The organism is Halalkalibacter oceani, assembly GCF_023715605.1.
GTDB classification, from domain to species: domain Bacteria; phylum Bacillota; class Bacilli; order Bacillales; family Bacillaceae_D; genus Halalkalibacter; species Halalkalibacter oceani.
Window position 1 is genome coordinate 18,827 of record NZ_JAMBOL010000015.1, and the last position, 24,125, is coordinate 42,951.

Consider the following 24,125-nt stretch of genomic DNA (forward strand, 5'->3'; position numbering starts at 1 on the left):
CTTAAGGGAGTTTTATCTAAAACTATCACAGATAAGGGAGCATTTTGTGATTATTATGTCCGATATTCCGTTTTCTGTCATTTAACTATCACACATTGAGGGGTATAATTTATTCATTATTAGATTTTATGGCTATGCGAGATAGTTTAGAACAATTAATTTTAATTATAAACTCCTATATGTGTGATAGTTTGATCTTCATCCTCCCCAAAATGTGATAGTTAATGCTGGTAGCAATCCTCTAAGTGTGATACTTCATGATCTTACTCCCAAAAGTGTGACACTTTGAAGCTTTAATAGGACAGCTGGCAGCGCCTAACAAGGCTATCATGACCGCGACTCCATGTAAATCCTGTGCTTCTACTAAAGTTCAGCGTTTGATCTCGGGGAAAGGATCGAGGTTTGACTTGATACTCCCTTAAGTGTGATAGTTACTACCACACTAGTTTGTGTGTAATTGTTAAAGAAAATGCCAAAAACCTAATAAAGGCTGCTAGATTAATGATTCCCTTATCGGTCACACATAGGGGAGTAGATTTTTGTTATATCTTGAACTATAGTGAAGAAAATACCGTTTTTTAGAGGTCGAGGTGAGTGAGAAATGAAAGCAGAACAACTCTCATTATTTGAGTCAAAAATTTCACCAGAATACTTAGTTACTCAATCAAACTCATTGATTGAAGCTCCCCAGAACCTTACGCTGCAAGAAAAAAGAATTATCTTAACCTTAGCCTCATTAGTGCAACCAGAAGATGATAACTTTCGTGTTCACCGGATTAAAGTCAAAGATCTAGCCGATATCATTGGGATTAAGGAAAAAAACTTTTATAGCAAAGTTGAGAGTGTGGTTGAAAAGTTACAGAACAAAACAATCACGATTGAAACAGAACGATCGAAACTAAATATGCACTGGCTTTCATCTTCTGAATACTTTAAAGGTCAAGGGTATGTAGAATTAGAGTTTTCAGAGAAGCTTCGCCCTTTTTTACTGGAACTGAAGCAAAATTATACACCGTTTAAGTTACGTAATGTTTTACAGTTAAGAAGTGAATATTACATAAGGATATATGAACTATTAAAACAATATGAGAAATTGAAAAAGAGAGCGTTTTCCATTTCGGAACTCAAATTTCATTTAAATATTCCTCCTGATAAATATGAAAAATATGCACATTTAAAGAGTCGGATAATCTTAAAAGCACAATCTGAACTAACAGAAAATACCGACTTGACGTTTGATTTTGAAGAGCGTAAAGAGGGACGGAAAGTTGTTGGGATCATTTTCTACATAAAAAAGAACCAGAAGCTTCTTAAAGAAGTGATTGGAAACGAAAAATTAGATTCGAATAGCAGCAACTTGTTAATTCGCTTTGGTGTCAGGCCTGATAAAGCTCGTGAAATTGTTAAAGAATATAGTGAAGAACAAATCAACCAGAATATTAATTATATATTAGAGACAAAAAATCATTTGGAAATTGATAACATAAGTGGTTACGTGATTGCTGCTATTGAAAATAATTATGTTGAGAAAGGTAAACTTAAGTCTACCGATTTTAAGAGTGTGGATAGATTTTCTGTAGGACAAGTTCAGCAATGGCTTAAGGGGATTTATCGTCATAGCAGAGAAAGTGTTCCGAGCTTCCTGGTAGAAGAAAAGGTGATTGATTACATTGTCAAGGAAGGTTTTCAAATTGAAGAAGCTTTAGAATTTTGGAATGAACACGGTACGAATCTTAATCAATACTTACGCGACCTGATTAAAGAGAATAGATTAAAAAAGAAATAGGATCAATCAAACAAGGCAGCATATTTGGTGATAGTTCTCTTATGTAGTTGCCACCTTCACAATTTATAATATTATTTTGCATTTAAGATTGACCTTTAAAATTGGGTATACTATAATTTCTCTATAAGCTGAGATTTGTTGAGTGAACTGGATTGTATTTAATTGAATTAAGATAACGGGACACCCCGGTTGAAATTGAGTGTTTAAGCTCATTTTTAACTTTGGGTGTCTTTTTTTGTGAATTTCAAAAAATAGGACCATCAGAATTCTTAAATGATATGAGAGGTCTTATAAGAAAGGAAAAAAAATGAACAATAAACTCAAAATAATTGCTGCATTATTTGTATCTTCAATTGCAATCGTGTTTGTGATTGTGTGGGATCTATACTTAAAAGATCATATTGATTCAGAGAGGGTTGTCATCGTGAAAGCAAATTCAGATATTCAAAGGGGCCAAACCTTAACAAAAGATATGTTCGAAATTGAAACTCGGCCAAAAAGTGCGTTGGTAGAGGGGGTTGTTAAAGAGTCAGAGCTCAATCATATTCTTGGAAAAGACGCAGCTGAAAGGCTCATTAAAAATGCGCAATTATCGACTGAGCAAGTTGATTTTGATAGGATTACTCCTAATAAAGAAGAGGGTGAAGCGATAAGACCGATTCCGAATGAATGGATTTTTGCTAAACCTGGTTCACTTAGAGCAAAAGATCAAATATCCATCTATGCCTTTACACCATCCAGTGCTGAAGAAGTGGTATATTTAAAGGTCATCAAAACGATGAAAAGCTATCTATGACATTTCCGATTTCAAAACGTTTTGGGGGCATTTGCTTAACGTTATTTTTCGGACTATTGGTGGGGCTCCCTATTTTAAGTCATTTTAGTTCAATGACTTGGATAAATATATTCGACAGCTTTTATCGTGCAGGATCCTTAGTGTTCGGAGGAGGACATGTGGTACTTCCTCTTTTAGAACGTGAATTTGTCCCTACAGGATTCATTAGTGAAGAATCGTTTCTTGCCGGTTATGGTGCAGCCCAAGCTGTTCCAGGTCCTCTTTTTACGTTTGCTTCCTATATAGGAGCTGATATTGGTGGATGGGCAGGAGGACTAATGGCAACCGTTGCGATCTTCCTGCCAGCATTTCTTCTTATATTAGGAACGTTACCATTCTGGTATTCACTGAGAGAAAACAGTAAGATTAAAGGTGCATTTATGGGAGTTAATGCAGCCGTTGTAGGAATACTCATCTCTGCATTTTACCAACCCATATGGACGAGTGCTATTCTTACCCCTATGGACTTTACTTTAGCTGCACTGTTGTTCTTTATGCTCGTTTATTTAAAACTTCCACCTTGGATCATTGTTCTTTCCGGTGCATTAGGAGGATCGCTTTTAGCTATCTTTTAAGAGGACAGAAGTTGAAAACTAATTGATTTTAGTACAAATCGCAAAAATAAAACCGCATGGAATCAAGGTTTTATTTTTGATTTCATGCGGTTTATTCATTTTTACAGGGTTATGTCGTAGCCCCCTACATTCAATGACCCTAAACGGCTTCTTATCAAGTTGTTTTCGCAAATTGTTGAATGCGCTGGCCGATTTCATCACGTACTCGTTGGAATACTGCCCACTTTTCTTCGTCTGATCCTTCAGCTTTCGCTGGATCATCAAAACCCCAATGTTCACGGCGAATATGCGGCGGTGTCATCGGACAACGATCCGCCGCATCACCGCAAAGGGTCACAATCATATCAACGTCATTCAATAAGTCCGTATCAATAACATCCGATGTCTGGTTAGAAATATCAATATTGACCTCGTTCATGGCTTTTATTGCATTTGCGTTTAAACCATGAGCTTCGACACCTGCACTACACACATTCCAATCCTTACCTAAATAATGCTTGGCCCATCCTTCGGCCATTTGGCTACGGCATGAGTTTCCTGTACAAAGAAAATAGATCGTTTTTTTAGACATGATGGGTTTTTCTCCTTTTCTTTAACTAATCATCATTAACCAGAGGTAGAGACCGAGTAAGGTGATAAATAAGACGGGTAACGTAATGACAATGCCTGTCTTAAAGTACGTCCACCAAGAAATCTTGACTCCTTTTTGAGTAAGAACGTGTAGCCACAATAGTGTTGCTAACGAACCAATTGGGGTAATTTTTGGTCCAAGGTCAGAACCGACGACATTTGCATAAATCATTGCTTCTTTCATCAATCCCGTTGCTGCGGTTGCATCAATTGCTATGGCATTGATCATGACCGTTGGCATATTGTTCATGATCGAAGACAGAATAGCTGCTAAAAATCCCATGCCCATGGTTGCTGCAAAAACACCTTGCTCAGCAACATGTTCAAGCCCTGAAGCTAGAAGATCCGTTAAACCTACATTTTGAAGACCAAACACAACGACATACATCCCAACCGAGAAAAAGACAATGTTCCATGGCGCACCTTTTAACACCGATCGTGTTGCGACAGCAGGACTTTTGCTTGCAATCGCTAAGAAGGTAAGGGCAATGATTCCGGCAACAATGGATACAGGAATATGTAAGAACTCGCTAACGAGGTAGCCAACAAGTAAAATAGCTAAAACGATCCATGAGATCCTAAACATTCTTTCATCTTTAATGGCTGTAACAGGCTTCTTCAGTTTTTCATAGTCGTATCGTTTTGGAATGCTCTTTCTAAAGTAGAGGTACAAAACAAGAATACTGGCCACTAATGAAAAGAAGTTTGGAACAATCATCCGTGTGGCATATTCAATAAATCCAATGCCGAAGAAGTCCGCCGAAACGATGTTGACTAAGTTACTCACTATCAACGGTAGCGAGGTAGAATCGGCAATAAATCCACTCGCAATAATAAATGGGAACACCATCGTTTCGTTAAATTTCAACGAGCGAACCATGGCTAAAACGATTGGCGTTAAAATTAAAGCTGCACCGTCATTGGCGAAAAATGCAGCGACGATTGAACCTAAAATACAGACGTATACAAACATGAGCACAGCATTTCCTTTGGCCGCACGAGTCATATGGAGGGCCGACCATTCGAAAAAGCCTATTTCATCCAAAATTAAAGAAATTATAATAACGGCAATAAACGTTAAAGTAGCATTCCAAACAATGCCTGTAACTTCAATGACATCGCCAAAAGAAACAACACCAAGAAGTAATGCAATGATGGCACCACCACAAGCAGACCAACCAATATCAAGGTTTCTAGGCTGCCAGATAACTAAAACGAGCGTAATGATAAATATAGCAGATGCTAAAAAGACTGAAATCAACGTATGAGTTCTCCTTTACGATTAACCAATGTTTTTTTCTCTAAGAGTATGGTATATGCCATCTTAAAGGCAGCCAGTGGCCGCCTTCATTATTACATTTAAAGTTGCATTGAATATTAACCTATGCAACACTCATCATTTTCTTCTACATCTTCTACATCATCCTTTGTATAAAAATATTCCCACTCGTTCCCATCAGGATCCGTTACCCAAAACTTATCTTGCACAGCGTAGCAACATGTTGTATCCATTTCTTCTCGGGTAAAAAAACCAACTTTTTCAAGCCTTTCTTTATGTTTGATCACTTCATCTCTACTTTCCAATTGTACGCCTAAATGGTTAATCTGATTTCCGTCAACTTGTTCTGTCGGTGTTAGTGTTAAGTTCAAATTTGGCTCACTCGTTAGGAACTTAACATAATCGTGTTTTTCCTTCGCAGGCGTAACTCCTAGCATGTTTTCATAAAAGGTTTTACTCTCCTCTAAGTCTCTTACGTTTAAACCAATGTGCACGCTCGTCATAAATACCTCTCCTATATAATCAATTTTTTTTGATTTATTGCGTTCAAAAAGCTACTAACACTTAGAGAATCCAGGTTTGAACACACAACATAATTCATCCGAGAGTACCCGATCCATTTCCACTTCGTTAATCTCATAATAACTCCATGTACCTTTAGTTTCTCTCACTATAAGGTTAGCATCCATCAGTATTTTTAGATGATATGACAGCTTAGATTGGCTCATATCTAACTCTTCCGTAAGGTGACAGACACAAGTTTTTCCTCTTCTACTCAACAGATGAAGTAAATGCAATCGTTTTTTATCTGCTAAGGCCTTAAACGTATGCTCATACTTCTCTAAAGTATTAATTGAAAGGTCATCAACAGGTGATACTGCATCCAAATCATTCACCCCTTTAATCAAATATTATTGATTAACTAAACAGTATCACAAGCATCTATAGTAAATCAAATTAATTTGATTTACTTTTTCTTTCTTTCTTCTTCAACTATCGTATACATTAGCGAGAAATTCTTATTCAACATAATGGACCAATTCCAAAATGGAGTGAATGACATTTTTTAACTTTATTGGGAGGGGGTACTTTCTTTTCTTTTTCTTTATGAGCTAAGTAAGCAAGTTTTTGCTTCGGCAGCACAAAACGTCTGCCTGTTCTAGCCTTAGCGCTATGTCATTTTGCTTTTTCTTTCGCCTATAGAGCTCATCATACACCGGACTGTAGTGAAGCTGACGGTTTCCAGCCAGAATACTTTTTACTACAACTTAAACACAACCAATTACTAGCATCTTCTCCATGCAACTTAAAAACTTCTAGATAATTTTCAATTCTTCACAGTTTCTAAACATTTTAAATTTATTCTAGAGATAAAATGCATGACCGAGGTGTTGATTATGCTTGAAGCTAATACTTCTCAAATGAAACAAGAACAACCTTCCGAGACTGGGCTGATTTGTATTTTAAAAAATCGCCAAACTATTACCTTACCAAAAACAATTCGGGAAAGATTATGTCTCAATTTTGGTGATGAGGTAACGGTTGGGTTAACAAAAAAGTCAAAAGAATTAATTATTCAAAAGTGTAAAGGTGAAACATTGGATAATAGGATGATTGTTAGTGAAAGAGGGGCTGTTCGGATCCCGATAGAATTAAGAAGGTTTATTGCTTTGGAAAAAGGAGATTCTTTTCACATTTTTATAATGAAGGAAAATCAAGCTATCCTATTAAAGAAGGTTTATCCAAGAAATGTGAACAATTATTGAACGGTGATGTGATTTGCGTTTTCTTCACCGTTTCTATAAACTTTTTGGATATGGTTAAGTTGAGTTCGTTAAACAGATAAACAAAAGGAGGATTCAAAAAATGATTAAAAGAAAAAATATAGTGATGGGAATTGTTTCTTTATCCACAGTATTTACGCTAATGGCATGTTCAAGTGAGAATGAAGAACCTAATCCGCATGAAGGTATGGATATGGATTCAAATTCTGAAGAAAGCATGGAAATGGAGGGTTCAGACATGGAAGATTCAGACATGGATCATTCAGGAATGGACCATTCAGATATGGATCACTCGAGTTCAGGTGAGGTTCCAGACGAATTAAAAGCAGCAGAACAACCAACTTATGATATTGGAAGTCAAGCGATTATAACGGATGGCCATATGGCTGGGATGGAAGGTGCCGAAGCAACGATTGTTGGTGCCTATGATACAATTGCCTATGCAATTTCTTATACTCCGACAGATGGCGGGGAAAGAGTGGAAAATCATAAATGGGTGATTCATGAAGAAATCGTAGATGCCGGTGAAGAGCCATTAGAACCTGGTACAGAAGTTACAACGGATGCATCTCATATGGAAGGAATGGAAGGGGCAACAGTTGAAATCGACTCAGCCGAAGAGACGACTGTGTATATGGTTGATTTCACACTAACAACAAATGGAGAAGAAGTGAAAAATCATAAATGGGTAACAGAAAGTGAACTTTCACCTGTTGAGTGAGGTTTGAGTATCTCATCAAAGGATGGTAATAAAATAAGGTGAGGATCATTGCTCAATTTAATGTTTTTATATGATTACAGGGAGAATCAATTAGTAAAAACCAACTAATAGAAGTAGTAAAGGATGCCGTATCAATGAAAAAACAGCTTTTTGGTGTTTTAATGTCATTGTTGTTTATTTCTGCATGTTCAAGTAACTCAGATGGGATTGATTCGTTCACTCATCTCCACGGACTGGAATACGCACAAACAGGTGATGGCTTTTATGTAGCGACGCATCACGGTTTAGTGCATGCAGATGAAACGGGATGGAATCTAATGGGAGAGCCGGAACAGCAGCACGATTTTATGGGCTATACAGTTATTGAAGGTGAGCAGATGATTTCAAGTGGTCACCCAAGTGTACAATCAGACTATAATGACCCACTTGGCGTTATCCTTAGTGAAGATGCTGGTGAGACATGGGAACCGATTGCCCTTTATGAAGAAGTGGACTTTCATATCCTCCACATAAATGAAACAAATAAGGACATGATGTATGGAATTGACGTGTACAATTCCAATTTGTACAGATCTGAAAATGGGGGATATAACTGGGATATGCTTGATGTAACTGGCATGCCAGAACCGCTCGCCTCCGTTCTTTCGTTCACGTCCCATCCTCAATCACCTAATCATTTACTTGCTGGAACTGAGAATGGTTTCTATACCTCGTCGGACGGAGGAGAGACGTGGACACAAAGTAACGCAAACCTCAGTGCGAGCGCATTAACGACACTTGATTCAGAGTCAGAGGAATTAATCGCGTATCTCTTTGGTGAGAAACAAGGACTTTACTATAGTGAAAACTTTGGTGAAACTTGGCAGTCCCTAGATTTCGAAGTAGAAGATGAAACGATAGGATATATTAGCATCCATCCAACCGATAAAAATAGACTCCTGATCGGTTCTCATCAACAAAGCATTTATGAAACAAGCGATTTTGGCGAATCTTGGGAGGTGCTTGCTGAAGAAGGTCAGCCGAATCGTTAATAAAAATTGATATTAACCTCGAGTGAAAAATCGCTCGGGGTTTCTGTTTTAATGCTATTTTACCACTAATCTCTTAGTAGCAAATCGCAATCCACCCAATACAGACTGAATTCGAAACAAAAGATCCAAATACTATACATGGGTTACGTTTAATAATTAGAGCATTGGGTATAGATATAGTAAACCATAAAAGGAGTGATTTTAGATGAATGCAACACAAAAGCAATGTATCGAAGAGTGTTTAGAATGTTTAAAGGCATGTAACTATTGTTTTGATTCCTGTTTAAACGAAAGTGATTTAAATTCGCTTAAAGGTTGTATTAAATTAACTCGTGAGTGTGCTGAGATTTGTGAATATGCTGTATCCGCAATGACGCGAAATAGTGCTTTTATGAACCAAATTTGTCAATTATGTGCTGAGATTTGTGAAGCTTGTGCAAAAGAGTGCAGAAAGCATGCGGAACATCATGAGCATTGCAAAAAATGTGCTGAAGCGTGTGAGCGTTGTGCCGAAGTTTGTCGCTCAATGATTGCTTAATACTTATTCACTTGAGACAGGGTCGTTTCATCAGATCCTGTCTTTTCATTATGAGTGAAACACATTGAAGGAACAATAAATGATTCGAAGTCTAAATTTATCGAAATCTAAACATTTTATTAACAATTCGATGCAGCAAAACTGTAACCGACTTCCTACTGGTAGCTTCTCCATATCAGGATTAAGAAAGGAGAATCAAGCGATACGATTAGAGTGAATAGGGATAGTTCGATTATCGTGTTTTTCTTTGAACAGATATAATTACAAAAACAAATAACACACTATCATATCATCATGTAGGTAACAAGCAGGAGGGCGTATACATGGATCATCATCATGACTACCATAACGAATCAAAGTACCATTACTTTTCTATTGTTTGACGATAGTTGGTACTATCATGTGTCATATCATAAAGAGATATGTAGTCATTTATGAAGAAGAGCTATGCTGCAATGTAAAAATTGAAAAGAGAGCTAGCATTAAAAAGGGACTTTCATTGCTTAGTTCAATCGTTTCATTTTTTATATGTTTATGCTTTTCTCCACACAAACAACAAAACTCACTTGTATCATGAACCATACTCTACGGGGAGTGTGCAACAATAAAGATTAATTGAGGTGGAGAACATGTGTGGATTTGTTGGGTATATAAATAATAAAGAAGACGAAGTTAAAAGGAAGAAAGAGACGATTGTTGAGATGGTGGAATCGATCGTTCACCGTGGTCCTGATGATTCAGGGTACTTTGTTGATAAACACGTCGTCTTTGGATTTCGAAGATTGAGTATTATTGATTTAAAACTTGGTAAGCAGCCAATATCATATGAAAATAATAGATATTGGATGGTGTTCAATGGAGAAATCTACAATTATAACGAGCTACGCCATCGATTGAAGAAAAAGGGTTATACCTTTAATACATCTTCCGATTCTGAAACCATTTTGGCTCTATTTCAGGATAAAAAAGAACGTGCTTTTTTGGAACTACGAGGGATGTTTGCCATTCTAATATGGGACAAGCGTGAGAAAGTGTTGTATGGGGCGAGAGATCCTTTTGGGATTAAGCCTTTATATTATGCATACGGGGAGAATGAGCATGAACTCTATTTTGCTTCTGAAAAGAAAAGTTTGTCATTGATGCAAGAGATGAAGTCTTTAAATGAGGAGGCACTTCATCATTACCTGACCTTTCAATATGTCCCTGAGCCGATGACCATGACAAAAAAAACATATAAAATCGAGCCTGGTTGTTATTTTATAAAAAAACCTCGACAGAAAATGGTGTTCAAGACATATTGGGAACCTAAGTTTAAACCTGCCGAGACAAATCTTGAAACCAGTGCAAAACGGATCGTCTCAACATTAGAGGAATCCGTTAAATATCATATGGTCAGCGATGTTCCATTGGGAGCTTTTTTATCAGGAGGAGTAGACTCGACTTGCATCGTTGCATTAGCAAAAGAAATCAATCCTAACATCAAAACATTTACGGTTGGCTTTGAACAAGACGGTTATCATGAAATTGATCCTGTTGAGCAAACGGCGGAGGCATTAAAGGTTAACAATTCTTATTATCAAATTTCAGTTGATGAATTTATGGAGGAACTTCCAAAAATCATTTGGCACTTGGATGATCCCGTAGCGGATCCAGCTGCTATTCCACTATATTTTCTTGCAAGAGAAGCGGCAAAACAGGTAAAGGTTGTCTTGTCGGGCGAAGGTGCTGATGAACTATTTGGAGGTTATCGAATCTATCAAGAGCCCCTATCGCTTCGCCCATTTTCTAAACTTCCCGATAGTGGAAAGAGAATGATGAAGTTCATTACGGAAAGAGTCCCATACAAAATAAAGGGTAAAAGTTTTATTGAACGTGGGATAACGCCACTTGAAGACCGTTATATTGGCAATGCTAAAATGTTTTCAGAAGTTGATAAAAGAACGATATTAAAAAGTTATCATCCGGATTTTACCTATCGAAACATTACGGTTCCTTTTTATGACCGGATTCAGCATTTGGATGAGGTAACGAAAATGCAATATATTGATATCCAGACATGGCTGAGAGGCGATATCCTTGTAAAAGCAGATCGAATGACAATGGCACATTCATTAGAATTACGTGTCCCGTTCTTGGACAAAGAAGTGTTCAAGGTCGCTGCCGGTTTGCATCCCTCATTAAAAATAAATAAGGTCCAAACAAAAGTCGCTCTTAGAGAAGCGATAAGTCATCTTGTACCTGAACATATTGTTAATCGAGCTAAGCTAGGGTTCCCAGTTCCCATTCGCTATTGGCTGCAAAATGAGATGTATGACTGGGCACATGACCTCATTCAGAGTAGCCAGACTGAACATTTATTTGAGAAAGAAGAAGTAATAAAGTTATTAGAAAACCACCGAAAAATCAAGATGGATGAAAGATCGATGTTGAAAAGCTCCTTCGATTACAGTCGCCCACTTTGGACAGTCTTAACCTTTATGTTATGGCATCAAGTCTACATCGAAAAAATATATGATTTCCACTCTAAAATTGAACATCGATAAAGCTATTATTTTTTCATGGTTCAAAATGAGTGATTTGCTAAAAGAGGAGGCATGGAACGTGAAAGGAAATAAGTTAGTTACGATCCTATTTTTCTTTGTATTAGCATTGGCGATTCTCATCGTTATAAATCCACTGGCGATTCAGAGGCAAATGGAGACGACAACTCAGGAATGGGAGGAAATTGATCAAGATAAAGTTTTGATGGAAATCGGTAATGAAGAAGTAGAATTTGTGGATTTGAGAGAGGAAGAGCTATATGCGGAAGGGCATATACCAGGTGCCATTAACATTCCATACGAAGATTTTCAGCAACGTACGAATGAACTCACTAAGGACAAGCAGGTGATTTTAATCTGTCATACTGGTCGTATGGGTGTGGAAAGCGCAGATTTCTTAGTGAAACAAGGATTTGAAGATGTTGCAAATTTTGGTGGGGGAATGGCAGTGTGGGATGGACCGCTCGATTCAAAATAAAAACAAAGAAAAGCCAGCATAAGTGATAGGATGCCGGCTTTTTTATCATGAGTCAATGACTAATATCGTCGCAACCATCCCAGCTTCTTTGTGCCCAGGAAGGGTACATATCGCTTCGTAAATGCCAGGTTTTTCAAAAACAACACGTTGACTATTTGAGGTTCCAGGCTTTGCATGGAGATGATAATCTAACCCTTTAATTTCAAAATCATGTTCTTCCAATCCAGTATTCAACAGAGTCAATGTAACTTCTTCATTCGGTGGAATTTTAATTTGCTCAGGACCAAAGTCATATTCACTTGCATGGATCATAAGCTCATTCTTGGGAGCGTGAGATGAATGGTCGATCATTTCATTATTTAATACGAATGAATAGCCATGAAAACTATAAATGAAGAAACAAGCGACCAAAAAGTAAGGCAACGGCTGAAAAAAGAATGAGTTTCTTTGATAGGCTTTTACTAGCTCTGATGTTTGAATTAAATATACAAAAAAGAAAATGCCAACAGTCAAGAGACTCATTATACTTAACAATTGGTTCTGATATTCAGGTGTAATCATCACGCCGAGCATGGCCCCCATCATTCCCCCCATGATTCCAGACATAAGTCCATCTAAAATGGCAACGAGAGAAAAGGGATACCCTGAAATCACACCGATAAATCCCCCAATCAACATACTAATAATGGTAACTTCAAAAATGAACGTTGGGTACAAGATTGCTAATAATGCACCCGTACTTAACCCTACGACCATTCCTAGTGTCATTGCAAGAACCATCCCTACCATGTTACCAAGTTTCTCCTTAAACAAATACGTATAAAGTATTAACCAACTTAATAATACGATGAAAACTACACCAAGCATGATTGACTGCATGAGTTAGATTTCTCCTCTCCCTGGTTCTTAATTTAATTTTATTAATGTGGGAGTATGAATATGTACAAGTTTTTTCTTAGAAAACCTATCGGCCTACACACATTGTACAAATTTATTTATTATACTAATGGACGGCTAGAAAGAAAGGAGAAGGCTTATGGAACCTTTAAATCGTATTGCATTCGAAGTTGGGCCGTTCACCGTCTACTGGTATGGAATGATCATTATGATGGGTATTTTACTAGGTATTTGGTTAGCGAACAGGGAAGCCAGCAGGCACGGTCTGCCAAAGGGCTTTTTTTCTGATATGCTCCTATATGCATTGCCAATAGCAATTATTTCGGCAAGGTTCTATTACGTGATTTTTAATTGGGACTACTTCAGTCAAAATCCCTCTCAAATCATTGCTATTTGGGAAGGTGGCATAGCTATTCACGGAGCATTAATTGGTGGCTTTCTAACCACATATTTTTATACAAAAAGGAAACAGGTTTCTTTTTGGAAAGTTGCTGATATTGCTGCTCCAAGCCTGATTCTTGGGCAATCGATAGGCAGATGGGGAAACTTTATAAATCAGGAAGCGCATGGGGGACCTGTCACACGGACATTTCTTGAAAGCCTAAAATTACCTGAGTTTATCATTAATCAAATGTATATCAATGGCGTCTATTATCATCCGACATTTCTTTACGAATCATTATGGAATTTAGTTGGATTTATCCTGTTAATGGTGATGCGAAAAGTAAACCCAATAAGGGGTTATCTCATCGTTTCCTATGTAATATGGTATTCGATTGGACGTTTCTTTATTGAAGGAATGCGTACAGATAGCTTAATGGTGACAGAATCACTAAGAGCTGCCCAGCTTATGTCGATTTTTCTAGTTGGAATCGGAGTGTGGTTACTTATTCTCTTGAAAAAGAAATACCCTGATGTTCAATATAGAAGCAAGCTGCCCCAAAAGAACCAAAAGGGAAGAGGGAAAAAGAAGAAGAAAAAATAAAAAAGAAGGGAGTTTGGTTTTTGACAGTGAAGGCAGCCCCAAAAGAATCTGTATGGTGAAGTGATTGTTTTGGGGCTTTTCAAAAAGTTTTTGAATTGATATTTTGTTTTTTCTAATTATCAGAATAGAACTTCATAAAAAGAGTAAAATTCATAAAAAGAGTAAAAATAGAAGAAAGATAGTACACTTTTAGAAATAAAAATTTAAATCTTAAAACCATTCACTTGATATACCCAACCATAGTATAGTAATATAAAGTTGCGTTACAAATAAAAATTTAAAGGAGGTTTTGTCGTGGAAGAAAAAACACTAATTGTAAAAGGGATGTCTTGTGGACATTGTGTAAATTCGATAGAAGGTAATGTAGGTCAATTAGGCGGCGTAAAATCAGTAAAAGTTTTATTAGATAAAGGTAAGGTCCTTGTTGAATACGACTCTAAACAAGTCAGTTTAAATGAAATAAAACATGTTATTGAAGAACAAGGCTATGACATTGAGGAATAAAAGAAGTGAATGTAATTGAAGGTATATAATAAATAATCGTGCGTTTGCACGATTATTTTATAAAATATAATATACCCCAACATGGTATAAATGTTAGGAGTGAAGAAAATGAGTCAAGAAGAAATATCTTTAAAAGTTGCGGGTATGACCTGCGCTGCATGTGCTAACAAAATTGAAAAAGGCTTATCCAAAATCGATGGGGTTCAAGAAGCAAATGTGAATTTTGCTCTTGAAAGCACAAAAATTAAATATGACCCTTCCCAAACCAATACTCAAGCATTCGAAGACAAAATTGAGAAATTAGGGTACAAAGTGATCCATGAGAAAGCTGAGTTTGACATTTCAGGCATGACCTGTGCTGCGTGTGCCACAAAAATTGAAAAAAGAGTAAATAAGTTAGATGGGGTTTTCTCCGCAAATGTGAATTTTGCACTGGAGACGATCTCAGTACAATATGATGAAAAAAATGTAAAGCCTTACGATATGATAGAAGCCGTAAAGAAACTGGGTTATAGCTTAATTGCTAAACAAGAAGCAAAAGAAAAAATGGACCATAAAGAAAAAGAAATTGAAAAGCAATACGGGAAGTTCCTGTTTTCAACGATTCTCACTCTTCCGCTTTTATGGACGATGGTCACCCATTTCGAATTTACTTCATTCTTATACATGCCGGACATGTTCATGAACCCATGGGTACAATTGGCACTAGCCACACCAGTCCAATTTGTCATTGGGGCACAATTTTATAGAGGGGCATATCACGCTATAAAAAATAAAAGTGCCAATATGGATGTTCTTGTAGCTCTTGGTACAAGTGCCGCGTATTTCTACAGTATCTATTTAGGATGGGAGTGGGTGAGTACCGGCAGACAAGGAATGCCAGAACTTTATTTTGAAGCCGCTGCTATTATTATCACATTGATTGTTTTAGGAAAGTTATTTGAAGTTAGGGCAAAAGGAAGAACAAGTCAAGCCCTACAAAAGCTTCTTGGTTTACAGGCGAAAAATGCCCGTGTAATTCGAGATGGAATAGAGAGTGAAATTCCGGTAGAAGAAGTTGTGGTTGGGGATACCGTCGTTATTAAGCCAGGGGAAAAGGTACCAATTGATGGGGAGATATTAGAAGGACGTTCTGCCTTAGACGAGTCCATGATTACTGGAGAAAGTATTCCAATTGACAAAACAGTAGGTGACCCTGTAATTGGGGCAACCATTAATAAAAATGGCTCCATAAAAATCAAAGCAACTAAGGTAGGTAAAGATACTGCGTTGTCTCAAATTGTGAAAGTGGTTGAGGAAGCACAAGGATCGAAAGCAAATATTCAAAGAATGGTCGATAAGGTATCAGGCATTTTTGTACCAATCGTTGTTTTGGTTGCTGTTTTAACTTTTTTAGTATGGTACCTTATCATCACCCCAGGAGACTTACGATCGGCCATTATTCCTCTAATTACAATCTTGGTTATCGCCTGCCCATGTGCCCTTGGACTTGCGACACCAACCTCTATTATGGCAGGATCTGGTCGAGCAGCAGAGATGGGATTATTATTTAAAGGTGGAGAGCATTTAGAAAATACACAATCCATTCAAACTGTTGTTTTAGATAAAACTGGAACCGTTACAAAAGGAGAGCCCGAGCTAACTGATATAAGTGTGACAAATAATTTTATTGAAAAAGATGTCATGTATTATCTAGGCTCAGCCGAAAAGAATTCCGAACACCCTTTGGCACAAGCCATTGTTAACGGTGTAAGAAATAAAGGGGTTTCTCTAAATGAACCGAGTCAATTCGAAGCGATACCTGGCTACGGCATTCGAGCAGTCATTGACAACAAAGAAATTCTAGTGGGAACTAGAAAGTTAATGGACCAACATTCGATTAACTTTAAAAATGCTCTTTCACAAATAGAAGTATTGGAAAATGAAGGGAAGACTGCAATGTTAATTGCAATAGATGGGCAATTTGCGGGAGTTGTTGCTGTAGCTGATACCGTTAAAGAGACTTCGAAAGAAGCAGTTAAGCGGATGTTAGAACTGGACTTAGAAGTCGTGATGTTGACGGGAGACAATAAAAGGACGGCCAACGCTATTGCGAAACAAGTCGGGATAGGTCATGTCATTGCAGAAGTCATACCTGAGCAGAAAAGTGCCGAAATAGAAAAACTCCAACAACAAGGAAAAAAAGTAGCGATGGTAGGGGATGGAATAAATGATGCCCCTGCACTTGCCATGGCAGATATCGGAATGGCAATTGGTACAGGAACCGATGTCGCTATTGAAGCAGCAGACATAACTTTAATGCGAGGAGACTTGAATAGTGTTGTTGATGCCATTCAAATGAGTCGAAAAACAATGCGAAACATTAAACAAAATCTTTTCTTTGCATTTTTCTATAACACGGCTGCTATCCCAATAGCAGCGGTAGGATTGCTTGCTCCTTGGGTAGCAGGTGCAGCTATGGCTTTTAGCTCTGTCTCAGTGGTCTTAAATGCGTTGAGATTACAAAAGGTAAAAATTTAAAGGGAGGCGTATTATGAAGGGAAGAAAGTTGTGGATATTGTCCGGAGTTATTTACCTATCTCTCGTAATTATTGGCTATAGTTTTATAACAGGTGGTAATCCGTTAGATAGTGGAAACATGCACGAGGAACACATTAGTCACAAATGAATGAAATGGGAGGGGCTTGGTGATCAAGCTTCTCCTTAATTTATGTCTACCATTAACGAGATTTATATAACAGTTTTGCAATCTCTCAAAACGATATTACCAGCTCATAATATTTCATCAATTTCGGGTGTTTATTTGGACATGTCAATGAGTTATCGCTTTAGGATTGCAGACTAAAAAACAAGAACAATAAATTTAAAACCAAAAACAATGTGTTTAGCCTCACTTTACACATTGTTTTTGGTTTTTTATGATAAAAAATGATCGAATCATCAAAAGTTTTAATCATCCTATCATACCTACTATGAATGGGATTCAAGACACTCAATAAAAATCGTTTTTTGGACCAATCGGAATTAGATAGGTTAAACGAACCTCAAGCTTTAATAAAATATTGATATTACTCTAAGACTAACGGAATTTTTTATGACATTTTGTCTTTAAACTGTTAAATACCCGTAAAATGAATTTTCAGGGTTATGTGCTAGACTTATCTAAGAAATGAATAGAATTTTATGGAATTTTGTCGGAGAAAGGAGTAAGGATGTGAAAAAGAAGGTTTTATCAGCTATTCTAGCCATTCTGATGGTGACAACCCTATTTTCTTTAAATGAAGCAGATGCTTCAAAACATGCTGATATTGTTACACATGCAAAGGAACAACTAGGAGTACCTTATCGGTTTGGCGGTACGACTCCCAGTGGATTTGATTGTTCGGGATTTATTGGATATGTCTACAAAAAGGTGGGGATTGAGCTTCCAAGAACAGCAAGTGGACAATTTGGTGCAGGAAAATCAGTTTCCAAATCTGATTTACAAGTAGGCGATCTAGTATTCTTTGAAACATACAAGCCTGGCCCGTCCCATTCTGGTATTTACATAGGTGACGATCAATTCATACACGTTTCTTCGACTAGAGGAGTCTCCATTTCGTCGGTTAATGATCCCTATTATTGGGCAGAAAGATACTTGGGTGCTAGACGGATTCTAGAGGACGACAAGATAGTTAAGCAACTAGCAATTGAATATGAGACACTTCCTGCGGGTCAGTATCATGATATACCTACAAACTTTTGGGCAAAGCAAGAGATTGAAACGTTAGGGATAAATGGTTTGATTACAGGCTATGATCAGAGTTTCTTTCGTCCAAATAACGATGTGACTCGTGCACAAGTAGCTATCATTCTTGCACGCGCATTTGACTTAGTGCCGACTACATATTCTGGTGACTTTGATGATGTAAATGAGAATTTCTATGCGTATGAAGCTATTCAAGCGGTTGTTGATGCTGGGCTCTTTAATGGGGATACTAATGGAAACTTCCGTCCAAATGCTCCCTTTACACGTGAACATATTGCTATTGTTTTTTCAAAAGCATTTAATTTACCCAAAGCTTCTGAGGTTACAGATTTTACAGATGTTGTCTCGTCTCAGCCATCCTTTGAACCAATACAACAGCTAGCAGCTAGTGGGATTACTACTGGATTTAATGACAATACTTTCCGCCCGGAGGCTTCAACGACTCGGGCACAATTTGCAGTTTTTCTCCATCGGGCCTTATATGAATAAGGTTTAGAATAAACATTGGATATACAATATTGAAACATATAGATACACGTTTCAGCATGACTTGGTTCATGTTAATTTGATTTAAGAAAGAGCGAACTTCTTTGCGGGAGAACGCTCTTTTTATATTGATACAAATAAATGTGGTCATTGTTAAGAAAGGGCGATTGAAGCATACATTCACTCTCAGTAAAAGAAAAATGTGAACATTATTCGAATGGTAGAGTAGATGTCGTTTTCTTCATAATTTCTATAAATCTTTTGTTTATAGTTAAGTTGAGTTGTTAATTAGACACGAGAAAGGGGAAAGAAAATGAAAAAATCATACGGAATCATTGGGATGGCGCTTGCTTTGCCCATAATAATAGCTGGTTGTTCAGATGAATCAGTCGACCATTCAGGGATGGATCATGGGGAAAGTCAGCAAGAGGAAAAGAATCAGGAAAATGAAGGGATAACTGAAGACGGCAAGAAAGTATTCAACCTTGATGTCACAGAAGCTCATTGGATGTTTAACGACGAGGTCATGACCGATGCGTGGACCTATAATGGTACCCTACCTGGTGAAGAAATCCGTGTGCAAGAGGGCGATGAAGTAGTCGTTCATGTGACTAACTCCCTTGATGTTCCGACGGCACTACATTTGCACGGGTTCCCTGTTCCAAATGAGATGGATGGCGTCCCGGGTGTGACCCAAAATGCGATTATGCCTGGTGAAGAGTTTACGTATGAATATCAAGCTGATGTACCAGGGACCTACTGGTATCACTCCCATCAAGACGGTGCGACTCAGGTTGACAAAGGTCTTTATGGTGTCTTTATTGTTGAGCCAGCAAACCAAGAATCCTATGATGTAGATGAAGTCGTTGTTATTGATGAATTTGCTTCTTCGGAAATGGACATGGGAGACATGGAACATGGAGACATGGACATGGGTGATATGGAACACGGAGACATGGATATGGGCGACATGGACATGGATGGTATGACCCATGCGGAAATGATGAATGCAATGTATGATACGATGGTGATTACTGGAAAGGCGTCTCCACAAATTGAATCAATTGATGTCGAAGAAAGAAATAAAGTGAAGCTGCGTTTTGTGAATGCTGGGCTGTTTACACAAGTTGTCTCAATACCAGAACATTCATTTAAAATTACACACTACGACGGTCAAGCTGTAAATGAACCAGACGTTTTAAATGATACGTCCTTTCGAATTGCCCCAGCTGAACGGTATGATGTTGAAATTGAAATGGATAATCCGGGAGCATGGGGAATTCAAGTGTTTGCTGAAGAGAATCAGGAGAGACTTAACGCGTTAATCCCGCTTATTTACGACGGGTATGAAGGAGAAGAATTGCAAACAGTAAGTTCCGTTTCTTCATTTTTGGATTTAACTACTTACGGGGTAGTAGAAGAGCTTAACGTAGGGGAAATTACCAAAGAGTACGATATGTTACTTGGATCTGATGATGGCGGAGAGACATTCACGATTAACGGTAAGCAATTCCCAGACCACGAGATTTATGAGGTTGAAGAAGGGGATGTGGTGAAGGTTAGGATCGCAAATGATACGGATTTCGACCACCCAATGCACTTGCACGGGGAGTTCTTCAACGTCATTTCCAAAGACGGGAATCCTATTCAAGGCTCGCCAGTTTTAAAAGATACGCTGAATGTTAGACCTGGTGAAACATATGAAATTGTCTTTGAAGCCAAGAATCCTGGAAATTGGATGTTCCATTGTCACGAGTTTCACCATGCGAATGGCGGAATGGTGGCGGAAGTTCGGTATAAAGGATTTGAACCGACATTTACACCTGATCCAAATGTTCCGAATAAGCCTGAGTAAATAAGATAATCACGATGAAAAAGGTCTCCTCATATGTAGGAGGCCTTTTATTTGGTATAGAGCTAGTAGTAATGAAAACAGAACGTTCTCAATCAAAATTGGAGCATGCTCACGTATATAGAATCATTCAGAGAGATGGTACACAAGTCCAAAAATTAATGATACTTCACATTGAATGGGTGTTTCGAGAGGTTGGAATTGAAGTTAACAAGGGTTTCAAGGAAAGCAAGTTAAAGCTGTTGAAAATTCAACAAAAGCCCTAAATTTCAAAACTTCTCTTAGATTATTAAGATTAAGTTACGAAAAGATTAATATATGTAACATTCATTATTTCTTCACAGATCGAACACAAAAGAAACCAATAATAACAAATGTAACTATTGTTGATATGAGGAGGGAGCCTTCCTATGCTCGGAGCTGCACCGCCTCGATCTTCTTGGCTCTGGTTGGCCTCTTTTGAACACGCACTTTAAACAGAAACTTACGCTACTAACTCAAAGGGAGATGAAAATATGTTGCAAGGAATAAACAGCAAAAAAGTCATTTTTCTGCGTCATCTGTGCATAGCGATTTTTTCCGCCCTTTTAGTCTATTTGTTTTACCTATCGTATTCGGTCTGGGGGGTTGAACCTGCCCTGTGGCCCGACTGGGGGGGTGACCACTCCTACTGGCGATCGTGGGCACATGCCGCATTATAAATATTCTCTGCGTATTGGAGGGCAAAAACAGGGTCTAGCCATGCATGAGGGTCGGCATCCTCATCTTCATTTTCGTCAGCGGTTTCATCTCCATGTTCATTCGAATGTTTCTCTTCCGATTCACTTTCATGTGCATCATCATGTTCATCTTCATTTCCTTTGAACTCTAAACAGATATGGTGCTTCAATTATAGAGAACTTCATGCTTTCTTCATATTTTTTGGCTAGTATGATTAAAAAGAGCAAAAATGATATAAGGAAGGACTAGACCTACAGAATAAGAGCCGTGAAAGGGGCAAAGATCCGGTGAATAAGATACTGATTGTCGACGATGAGATAAAAATGCAAACATTAATTTCCCTTTGTATCAAGTCAGCTGAATTTAAAGTGGAAAAGGCTTCTACTGGAGAGGAAGCCATCCAGTTACTTGAGATGCAAGCCTTTAATCTAATACTACTTGATATTATGATGCCGGGGATGGACGGATTCGAAGTTCTAAAGCAAGTAAAACAAAAGGAAATCACGGTTCCAGTCATTATTCTGTCAGCACTTGGAGAAACGGATCAGATCGTCGAAGGGCTGAATCTGGGTGCCTATGACTATGTTACAAAACCGTTTGAACCAAAAGAACTTGTTGCAAGAGTCCACTCGGTGCTTCGACGGGCGCAACCCCGATCAGAGGAAGTGAGCCTGAAAAGCATGTACGGTATTACCCTCGATCAGAAAAAACAAACAGTTACGTATAAACAAAAAGTCGTTGCATTTACGAAAAAGGAATATCGCCTTTTCTCACGCTTGTTTTCCCAGCCTGGACGGGTGTATACGAGAGAACAGCTCCTGTACTTAGAATGGGATGATATAGATGACCGCGATTACCGGAACGTCGATACCCATATCAAAAACGTTCGTGAAAAAGTGAAACGAGCGGGTGTGGAGCAAACGGTCGTTGAAACGGTCTGGGGTGTTGGCTACCGAATCCCACCTGAAGAGGATCGGAACAAATGAAGTTATCAACGAAGCTGGCATTGCTTGTGTTTCTAGCAACCGTTCTCGTCATTATTTCCATGGGCACTTCCTTTTACTATCTCTCAAAATCGTTTTATAAAGACCAGCTTCAAAACGATGTAGAGTATCGCCTTACCGCCCATCGCGAAGTCATTGAGACACATATGCAGCCAGAAACACTTGAACATGTCATTGTTATGGAACAGAGGGAAGCGGAAAATTCATTTATCATTTTTGATGAAGAGTTGAATGTATGGGCAGCAACGCACCTACTATCAGAGGACCGGCTGGATCGTTATCGCAAATGGGTAATGGAATCTGCATCTTTTCCCAATGGAAGATCAGACTTTGTGGACACTATGGCTCAACATATTGCTCATGTTTGGTCTTTTGTTCCATTGATGGATAACGGAGACGTGACTGGCTATCTGTTTATTGACCAGGATACAGGCATTTTTGAAGAAGCAAGAAAGAACCTGTTAGTGATTACGATATTAATGGGGATCATAACACTGTTGCTTTCCGGAGTCTTGGCCATTTTTTTCTCAAGAAAAATCACCTCACCCCTTGTTCAAGCTCGAAATCTGACAAGAGCCATTGCGAAAGGGGACTTTGATGTACAACTTTCCGGCAGAGGGAAGGATGAACTAGCTGATTTGATGAACGATATCTCTTCCATGGCAAGACAGCTTAAGGAATATCAGGATACCAGACAACAGTTTTTATCAAACGTATCCCATGATCTTCGCACTCCTTTGACCTATATCAAAGGGTATGCGGCTTTATTAAAAGAGCAGAAAGTAGAATCAGCGTTAGTCAAAGAGCAATCGGCGATTATTTATCAAGAAGCCAATCGAATGGAGAGCCTAGTTAAAGACCTTTTTCAACTCATGAAGCTGGAAGAAGGAAAGATTCCCATGAACATTCAAGAAATAGAGCTTGTTGATTTCGTAAAGGGCGTAACGAATAAAGTAACGCTTTCGTCAGAAGAAAAAAGGATCGATATGCTAGTTTCGGCCTCACCATGCGAAATTGTGGCCAGCATTGACCCTGACCAATTTGAACGAGCATTATTGAATCTTTTAACGAATAGCATTCGACATACAGAACCGGGTGGGGAAATTGAGCTTAAAATTGAAAAATTGGAACATGAAATCATCATTAGCATTAAGGACAATGGAGAGGGAATCCCAACTGAAGATCTTCCCCATATCTGGGATCGCTTTTATCGCGTCGATAAATCTCGGTCCTCGAAACAAGGAGGCAGCGGGTTAGGGCTAGCGATTACAAAGCAAATCATTGAACGTCATGGTGGCGATATTCAGATTGAGAGTACGGTTCACGTGGGTACGACATTTACTATTCGTTTGCCTATCTCATTTGGAAACTTGGAAATAAAGAGTAGAACGTTGTGATTGTGTTGCTTTTAAGAGAATCTATCGTAACAAAGAAGGAGGAATTCTCGATGTTGAAAAAATGGTGGGTTTGGTTGTTGATCGTCATATTATTTATTCTCATCAACGTATTTATAACGAATCAATCGAATGATGAAATGAATGAAGAGCGAATCAATCCTATAAATAGTGAAATATCAACTCACTAAATAAAAAGTGTGCGGAAGCATGTGAGCGTTGTGCATTAGCTTATCGTTCAATGGTTGCGTAATCAAATCGGGGATAGGCCATGATAAATTTCACGGCCTTTTCTGATCAAACAAGCTGCAAATAACCATTTCCCTCATATGATACAT

22 protein-coding genes and 1 pseudogene are annotated in these 24,125 nt (G+C 38.2%); 17 read left to right on the plus strand and 6 right to left on the minus strand.

Features of this window, described 5'->3' with window-relative positions; all coding sequences use genetic code 11:
* Positions 1–601 precede the first annotated feature (601 nt).
* The 3 genes and pseudogenes from M3202_RS15270 to chrA form a co-directional block, all read left to right on the plus strand.
* Positions 602–1,786, plus strand: coding sequence for a replication initiation protein (locus M3202_RS15270; protein ID WP_251224180.1), 1,185 nt, complete (start codon positions 602–604; stop codon positions 1,784–1,786).
* 307 nt (positions 1,787–2,093) lie between these two features.
* Entirely contained in the window at positions 2,094–2,582 is a 489-nt protein-coding gene (locus tag M3202_RS15275) for an SAF domain-containing protein (RefSeq protein ID WP_251224181.1), read from the plus strand.
* Positions 2,579–3,196, plus strand: a pseudogene (gene chrA / locus M3202_RS15280) (chromate efflux transporter); the annotation flags it as partial. The gene M3202_RS15275 and the pseudogene chrA, both read left to right, overlap by 4 nt.
* 154 nt (positions 3,197–3,350) lie before the next feature.
* On the opposite strand, the gene arsC reads toward chrA, so the two are convergent.
* From arsC to M3202_RS15300, 4 genes are all read right to left on the minus strand, one after another.
* Positions 3,351–3,767 (minus strand): arsenate reductase (thioredoxin), encoded by a 417-nt coding sequence (arsC, locus tag M3202_RS15285; RefSeq protein ID WP_251224182.1) that lies wholly within the window; start codon positions 3,765–3,767, stop codon positions 3,351–3,353.
* Between the two features lie 21 nt (positions 3,768–3,788).
* Positions 3,789–5,087: an arsenic transporter gene (locus M3202_RS15290; RefSeq protein ID WP_251224183.1), complete on the minus strand. Its 1,299-nt coding sequence runs from the start codon at positions 5,085–5,087 to the stop codon at positions 3,789–3,791.
* A gap of 116 nt (positions 5,088–5,203) precedes the next feature.
* The gene (locus M3202_RS15295; RefSeq protein ID WP_251224184.1) at positions 5,204–5,608 is read right to left on the minus strand and encodes an ArsI/CadI family heavy metal resistance metalloenzyme; all 405 of its coding nucleotides are present in this window, start codon (positions 5,606–5,608) and stop codon (positions 5,204–5,206) included.
* Between the two features lie 54 nt (positions 5,609–5,662).
* The gene (locus M3202_RS15300; RefSeq protein ID WP_285890526.1) at positions 5,663–5,992 is read right to left on the minus strand and encodes an ArsR/SmtB family transcription factor; all 330 of its coding nucleotides are present in this window, start codon (positions 5,990–5,992) and stop codon (positions 5,663–5,665) included.
* A 510-nt stretch (positions 5,993–6,502) separates the two neighbouring features.
* Between M3202_RS15300 and M3202_RS15305 the strand changes: the two genes are divergently transcribed.
* The 6 genes from M3202_RS15305 to M3202_RS15330 all read left to right on the plus strand — a co-directional run bounded on the left by M3202_RS15305 (position 6,503) and on the right by M3202_RS15330 (position 12,197).
* Positions 6,503–6,871 (plus strand): AbrB/MazE/SpoVT family DNA-binding domain-containing protein, encoded by a 369-nt coding sequence (locus M3202_RS15305; protein WP_251224185.1) that lies wholly within the window; start codon positions 6,503–6,505, stop codon positions 6,869–6,871.
* 100 nt (positions 6,872–6,971) lie between these two features.
* Positions 6,972–7,610, plus strand: a complete 639-nt coding sequence (locus tag M3202_RS15310; protein WP_285890527.1) for a YdhK family protein — start codon at positions 6,972–6,974, stop codon at positions 7,608–7,610.
* A gap of 134 nt (positions 7,611–7,744) precedes the next feature.
* On the plus strand, positions 7,745–8,641 hold the full coding sequence (locus M3202_RS15315) for a F510_1955 family glycosylhydrolase (RefSeq protein ID WP_251224186.1): 897 nt from the start codon (positions 7,745–7,747) through the stop codon (positions 8,639–8,641).
* Positions 8,642–8,846: 205 nt separating this feature from the next.
* The gene (locus M3202_RS15320) at positions 8,847–9,179 is read left to right on the plus strand and encodes a four-helix bundle copper-binding protein (protein WP_251224187.1); all 333 of its coding nucleotides are present in this window, start codon (positions 8,847–8,849) and stop codon (positions 9,177–9,179) included.
* A gap of 629 nt (positions 9,180–9,808) precedes the next feature.
* On the plus strand, positions 9,809–11,722 hold the full coding sequence (gene asnB / locus M3202_RS15325; RefSeq protein ID WP_251224188.1) for an asparagine synthase (glutamine-hydrolyzing): 1,914 nt from the start codon (positions 9,809–9,811) through the stop codon (positions 11,720–11,722).
* A 58-nt stretch (positions 11,723–11,780) separates the two neighbouring features.
* Entirely contained in the window at positions 11,781–12,197 is a 417-nt protein-coding gene (locus M3202_RS15330; protein ID WP_251195740.1) for a rhodanese-like domain-containing protein, read from the plus strand.
* Positions 12,198–12,242: 45 nt separating this feature from the next.
* Here the strand turns inward: M3202_RS15330 and M3202_RS15335 are convergent, their stop codons facing one another.
* The gene (locus M3202_RS15335) at positions 12,243–13,076 is read right to left on the minus strand and encodes a cupredoxin domain-containing protein (RefSeq protein WP_251195739.1); all 834 of its coding nucleotides are present in this window, start codon (positions 13,074–13,076) and stop codon (positions 12,243–12,245) included.
* Between the two features lie 157 nt (positions 13,077–13,233).
* Here M3202_RS15335 and lgt point away from each other — a divergent pair, with 157 nt between their 5' ends.
* The 5 genes from lgt (at position 13,234) to M3202_RS15360 (ending at position 20,672) form a co-directional block, all read left to right on the plus strand.
* Complete coding sequence (lgt, locus tag M3202_RS15340; protein WP_251224189.1) at positions 13,234–14,079, plus strand: prolipoprotein diacylglyceryl transferase; 846 nt, start codon at positions 13,234–13,236, stop codon at positions 14,077–14,079.
* Between the two features lie 294 nt (positions 14,080–14,373).
* The gene (gene copZ, locus M3202_RS15345) at positions 14,374–14,583 is read left to right on the plus strand and encodes a copper chaperone CopZ (RefSeq protein ID WP_251195735.1); all 210 of its coding nucleotides are present in this window, start codon (positions 14,374–14,376) and stop codon (positions 14,581–14,583) included.
* A gap of 108 nt (positions 14,584–14,691) precedes the next feature.
* Positions 14,692–17,103 carry a heavy metal translocating P-type ATPase gene (locus tag M3202_RS15350; RefSeq protein ID WP_251224190.1) on the plus strand — a complete coding sequence of 804 codons (2,412 nt, stop codon included), beginning with the start codon at positions 14,692–14,694 and terminating at the stop codon, positions 17,101–17,103.
* Positions 17,104–17,797: 694 nt separating this feature from the next.
* Positions 17,798–18,820: a C40 family peptidase gene (locus M3202_RS15355; protein WP_251224191.1), complete on the plus strand. Its 1,023-nt coding sequence runs from the start codon at positions 17,798–17,800 to the stop codon at positions 18,818–18,820.
* 310 nt (positions 18,821–19,130) lie between these two features.
* Positions 19,131–20,672: a multicopper oxidase family protein gene (locus tag M3202_RS15360; RefSeq protein WP_251224192.1), complete on the plus strand. Its 1,542-nt coding sequence runs from the start codon at positions 19,131–19,133 to the stop codon at positions 20,670–20,672.
* 664 nt (positions 20,673–21,336) lie between these two features.
* On the opposite strand, the gene M3202_RS15365 is transcribed toward M3202_RS15360, so the two are convergent.
* Positions 21,337–21,558 (minus strand): metal ABC transporter substrate-binding protein, encoded by a 222-nt coding sequence (locus tag M3202_RS15365; protein WP_251224193.1) that lies wholly within the window; start codon positions 21,556–21,558, stop codon positions 21,337–21,339.
* Positions 21,559–21,676: 118 nt separating this feature from the next.
* Between M3202_RS15365 and M3202_RS15370 the strand changes: the two genes are divergently transcribed.
* From M3202_RS15370 to M3202_RS15380, 3 genes are read left to right on the plus strand one after another with little or no spacing between them, the layout of a single operon-like run.
* Positions 21,677–22,375 (plus strand): response regulator transcription factor, encoded by a 699-nt coding sequence (locus tag M3202_RS15370; protein WP_251224194.1) that lies wholly within the window; start codon positions 21,677–21,679, stop codon positions 22,373–22,375.
* Positions 22,372–23,790 carry a sensor histidine kinase gene (locus M3202_RS15375; protein WP_251224195.1) on the plus strand — a complete coding sequence of 473 codons (1,419 nt, stop codon included), beginning with the start codon at positions 22,372–22,374 and terminating at the stop codon, positions 23,788–23,790. Before M3202_RS15370 ends, M3202_RS15375 begins: the two co-directional genes overlap by 4 nt.
* 50 nt (positions 23,791–23,840) lie before the next feature.
* On the plus strand, positions 23,841–23,978 hold the full coding sequence (locus M3202_RS15380) for a hypothetical protein (RefSeq protein ID WP_251224196.1): 138 nt from the start codon (positions 23,841–23,843) through the stop codon (positions 23,976–23,978).
* Positions 23,979–24,125 lie beyond the last annotated feature (147 nt).

Excerpts from the sequence above, each read along its gene's own strand:
- M3202_RS15270 (WP_251224180.1), top strand. The coding sequence starts at position 602 with ATGAAAGCAGAACAACTCTCATTATTTGAGTCAAAAATTTCACCAGAA.
- M3202_RS15275 (WP_251224181.1), top strand. The coding sequence starts at position 2,094 with ATGAACAATAAACTCAAAATAATTGCTGCATTATTTGTATCTTCAATT.
- arsC (WP_251224182.1), bottom strand. The coding sequence starts at position 3,767 with ATGTCTAAAAAAACGATCTATTTTCTTTGTACAGGAAACTCATGCCGT.
- M3202_RS15295 (WP_251224184.1), bottom strand. The coding sequence starts at position 5,608 with ATGACGAGCGTGCACATTGGTTTAAACGTAAGAGACTTAGAGGAGAGT.
- M3202_RS15305 (WP_251224185.1), top strand. The coding sequence starts at position 6,503 with ATGCTTGAAGCTAATACTTCTCAAATGAAACAAGAACAACCTTCCGAG.
- M3202_RS15310 (WP_285890527.1), top strand. The coding sequence starts at position 6,972 with ATGATTAAAAGAAAAAATATAGTGATGGGAATTGTTTCTTTATCCACA.
- M3202_RS15315 (WP_251224186.1), top strand. The coding sequence starts at position 7,745 with ATGAAAAAACAGCTTTTTGGTGTTTTAATGTCATTGTTGTTTATTTCT.
- M3202_RS15320 (WP_251224187.1), top strand. The coding sequence starts at position 8,847 with ATGAATGCAACACAAAAGCAATGTATCGAAGAGTGTTTAGAATGTTTA.
- asnB (WP_251224188.1), top strand. The coding sequence starts at position 9,809 with ATGTGTGGATTTGTTGGGTATATAAATAATAAAGAAGACGAAGTTAAA.
- M3202_RS15335 (WP_251195739.1), bottom strand. The coding sequence starts at position 13,076 with ATGCAGTCAATCATGCTTGGTGTAGTTTTCATCGTATTATTAAGTTGG.
- lgt (WP_251224189.1), top strand. The coding sequence starts at position 13,234 with ATGGAACCTTTAAATCGTATTGCATTCGAAGTTGGGCCGTTCACCGTC.
- M3202_RS15350 (WP_251224190.1), top strand. The coding sequence starts at position 14,692 with ATGAGTCAAGAAGAAATATCTTTAAAAGTTGCGGGTATGACCTGCGCT.
- M3202_RS15360 (WP_251224192.1), top strand. The coding sequence starts at position 19,131 with ATGAAAAAATCATACGGAATCATTGGGATGGCGCTTGCTTTGCCCATA.
- M3202_RS15375 (WP_251224195.1), top strand. The coding sequence starts at position 22,372 with ATGAAGTTATCAACGAAGCTGGCATTGCTTGTGTTTCTAGCAACCGTT.
- M3202_RS15380 (WP_251224196.1), top strand. The coding sequence starts at position 23,841 with ATGTTGAAAAAATGGTGGGTTTGGTTGTTGATCGTCATATTATTTATT.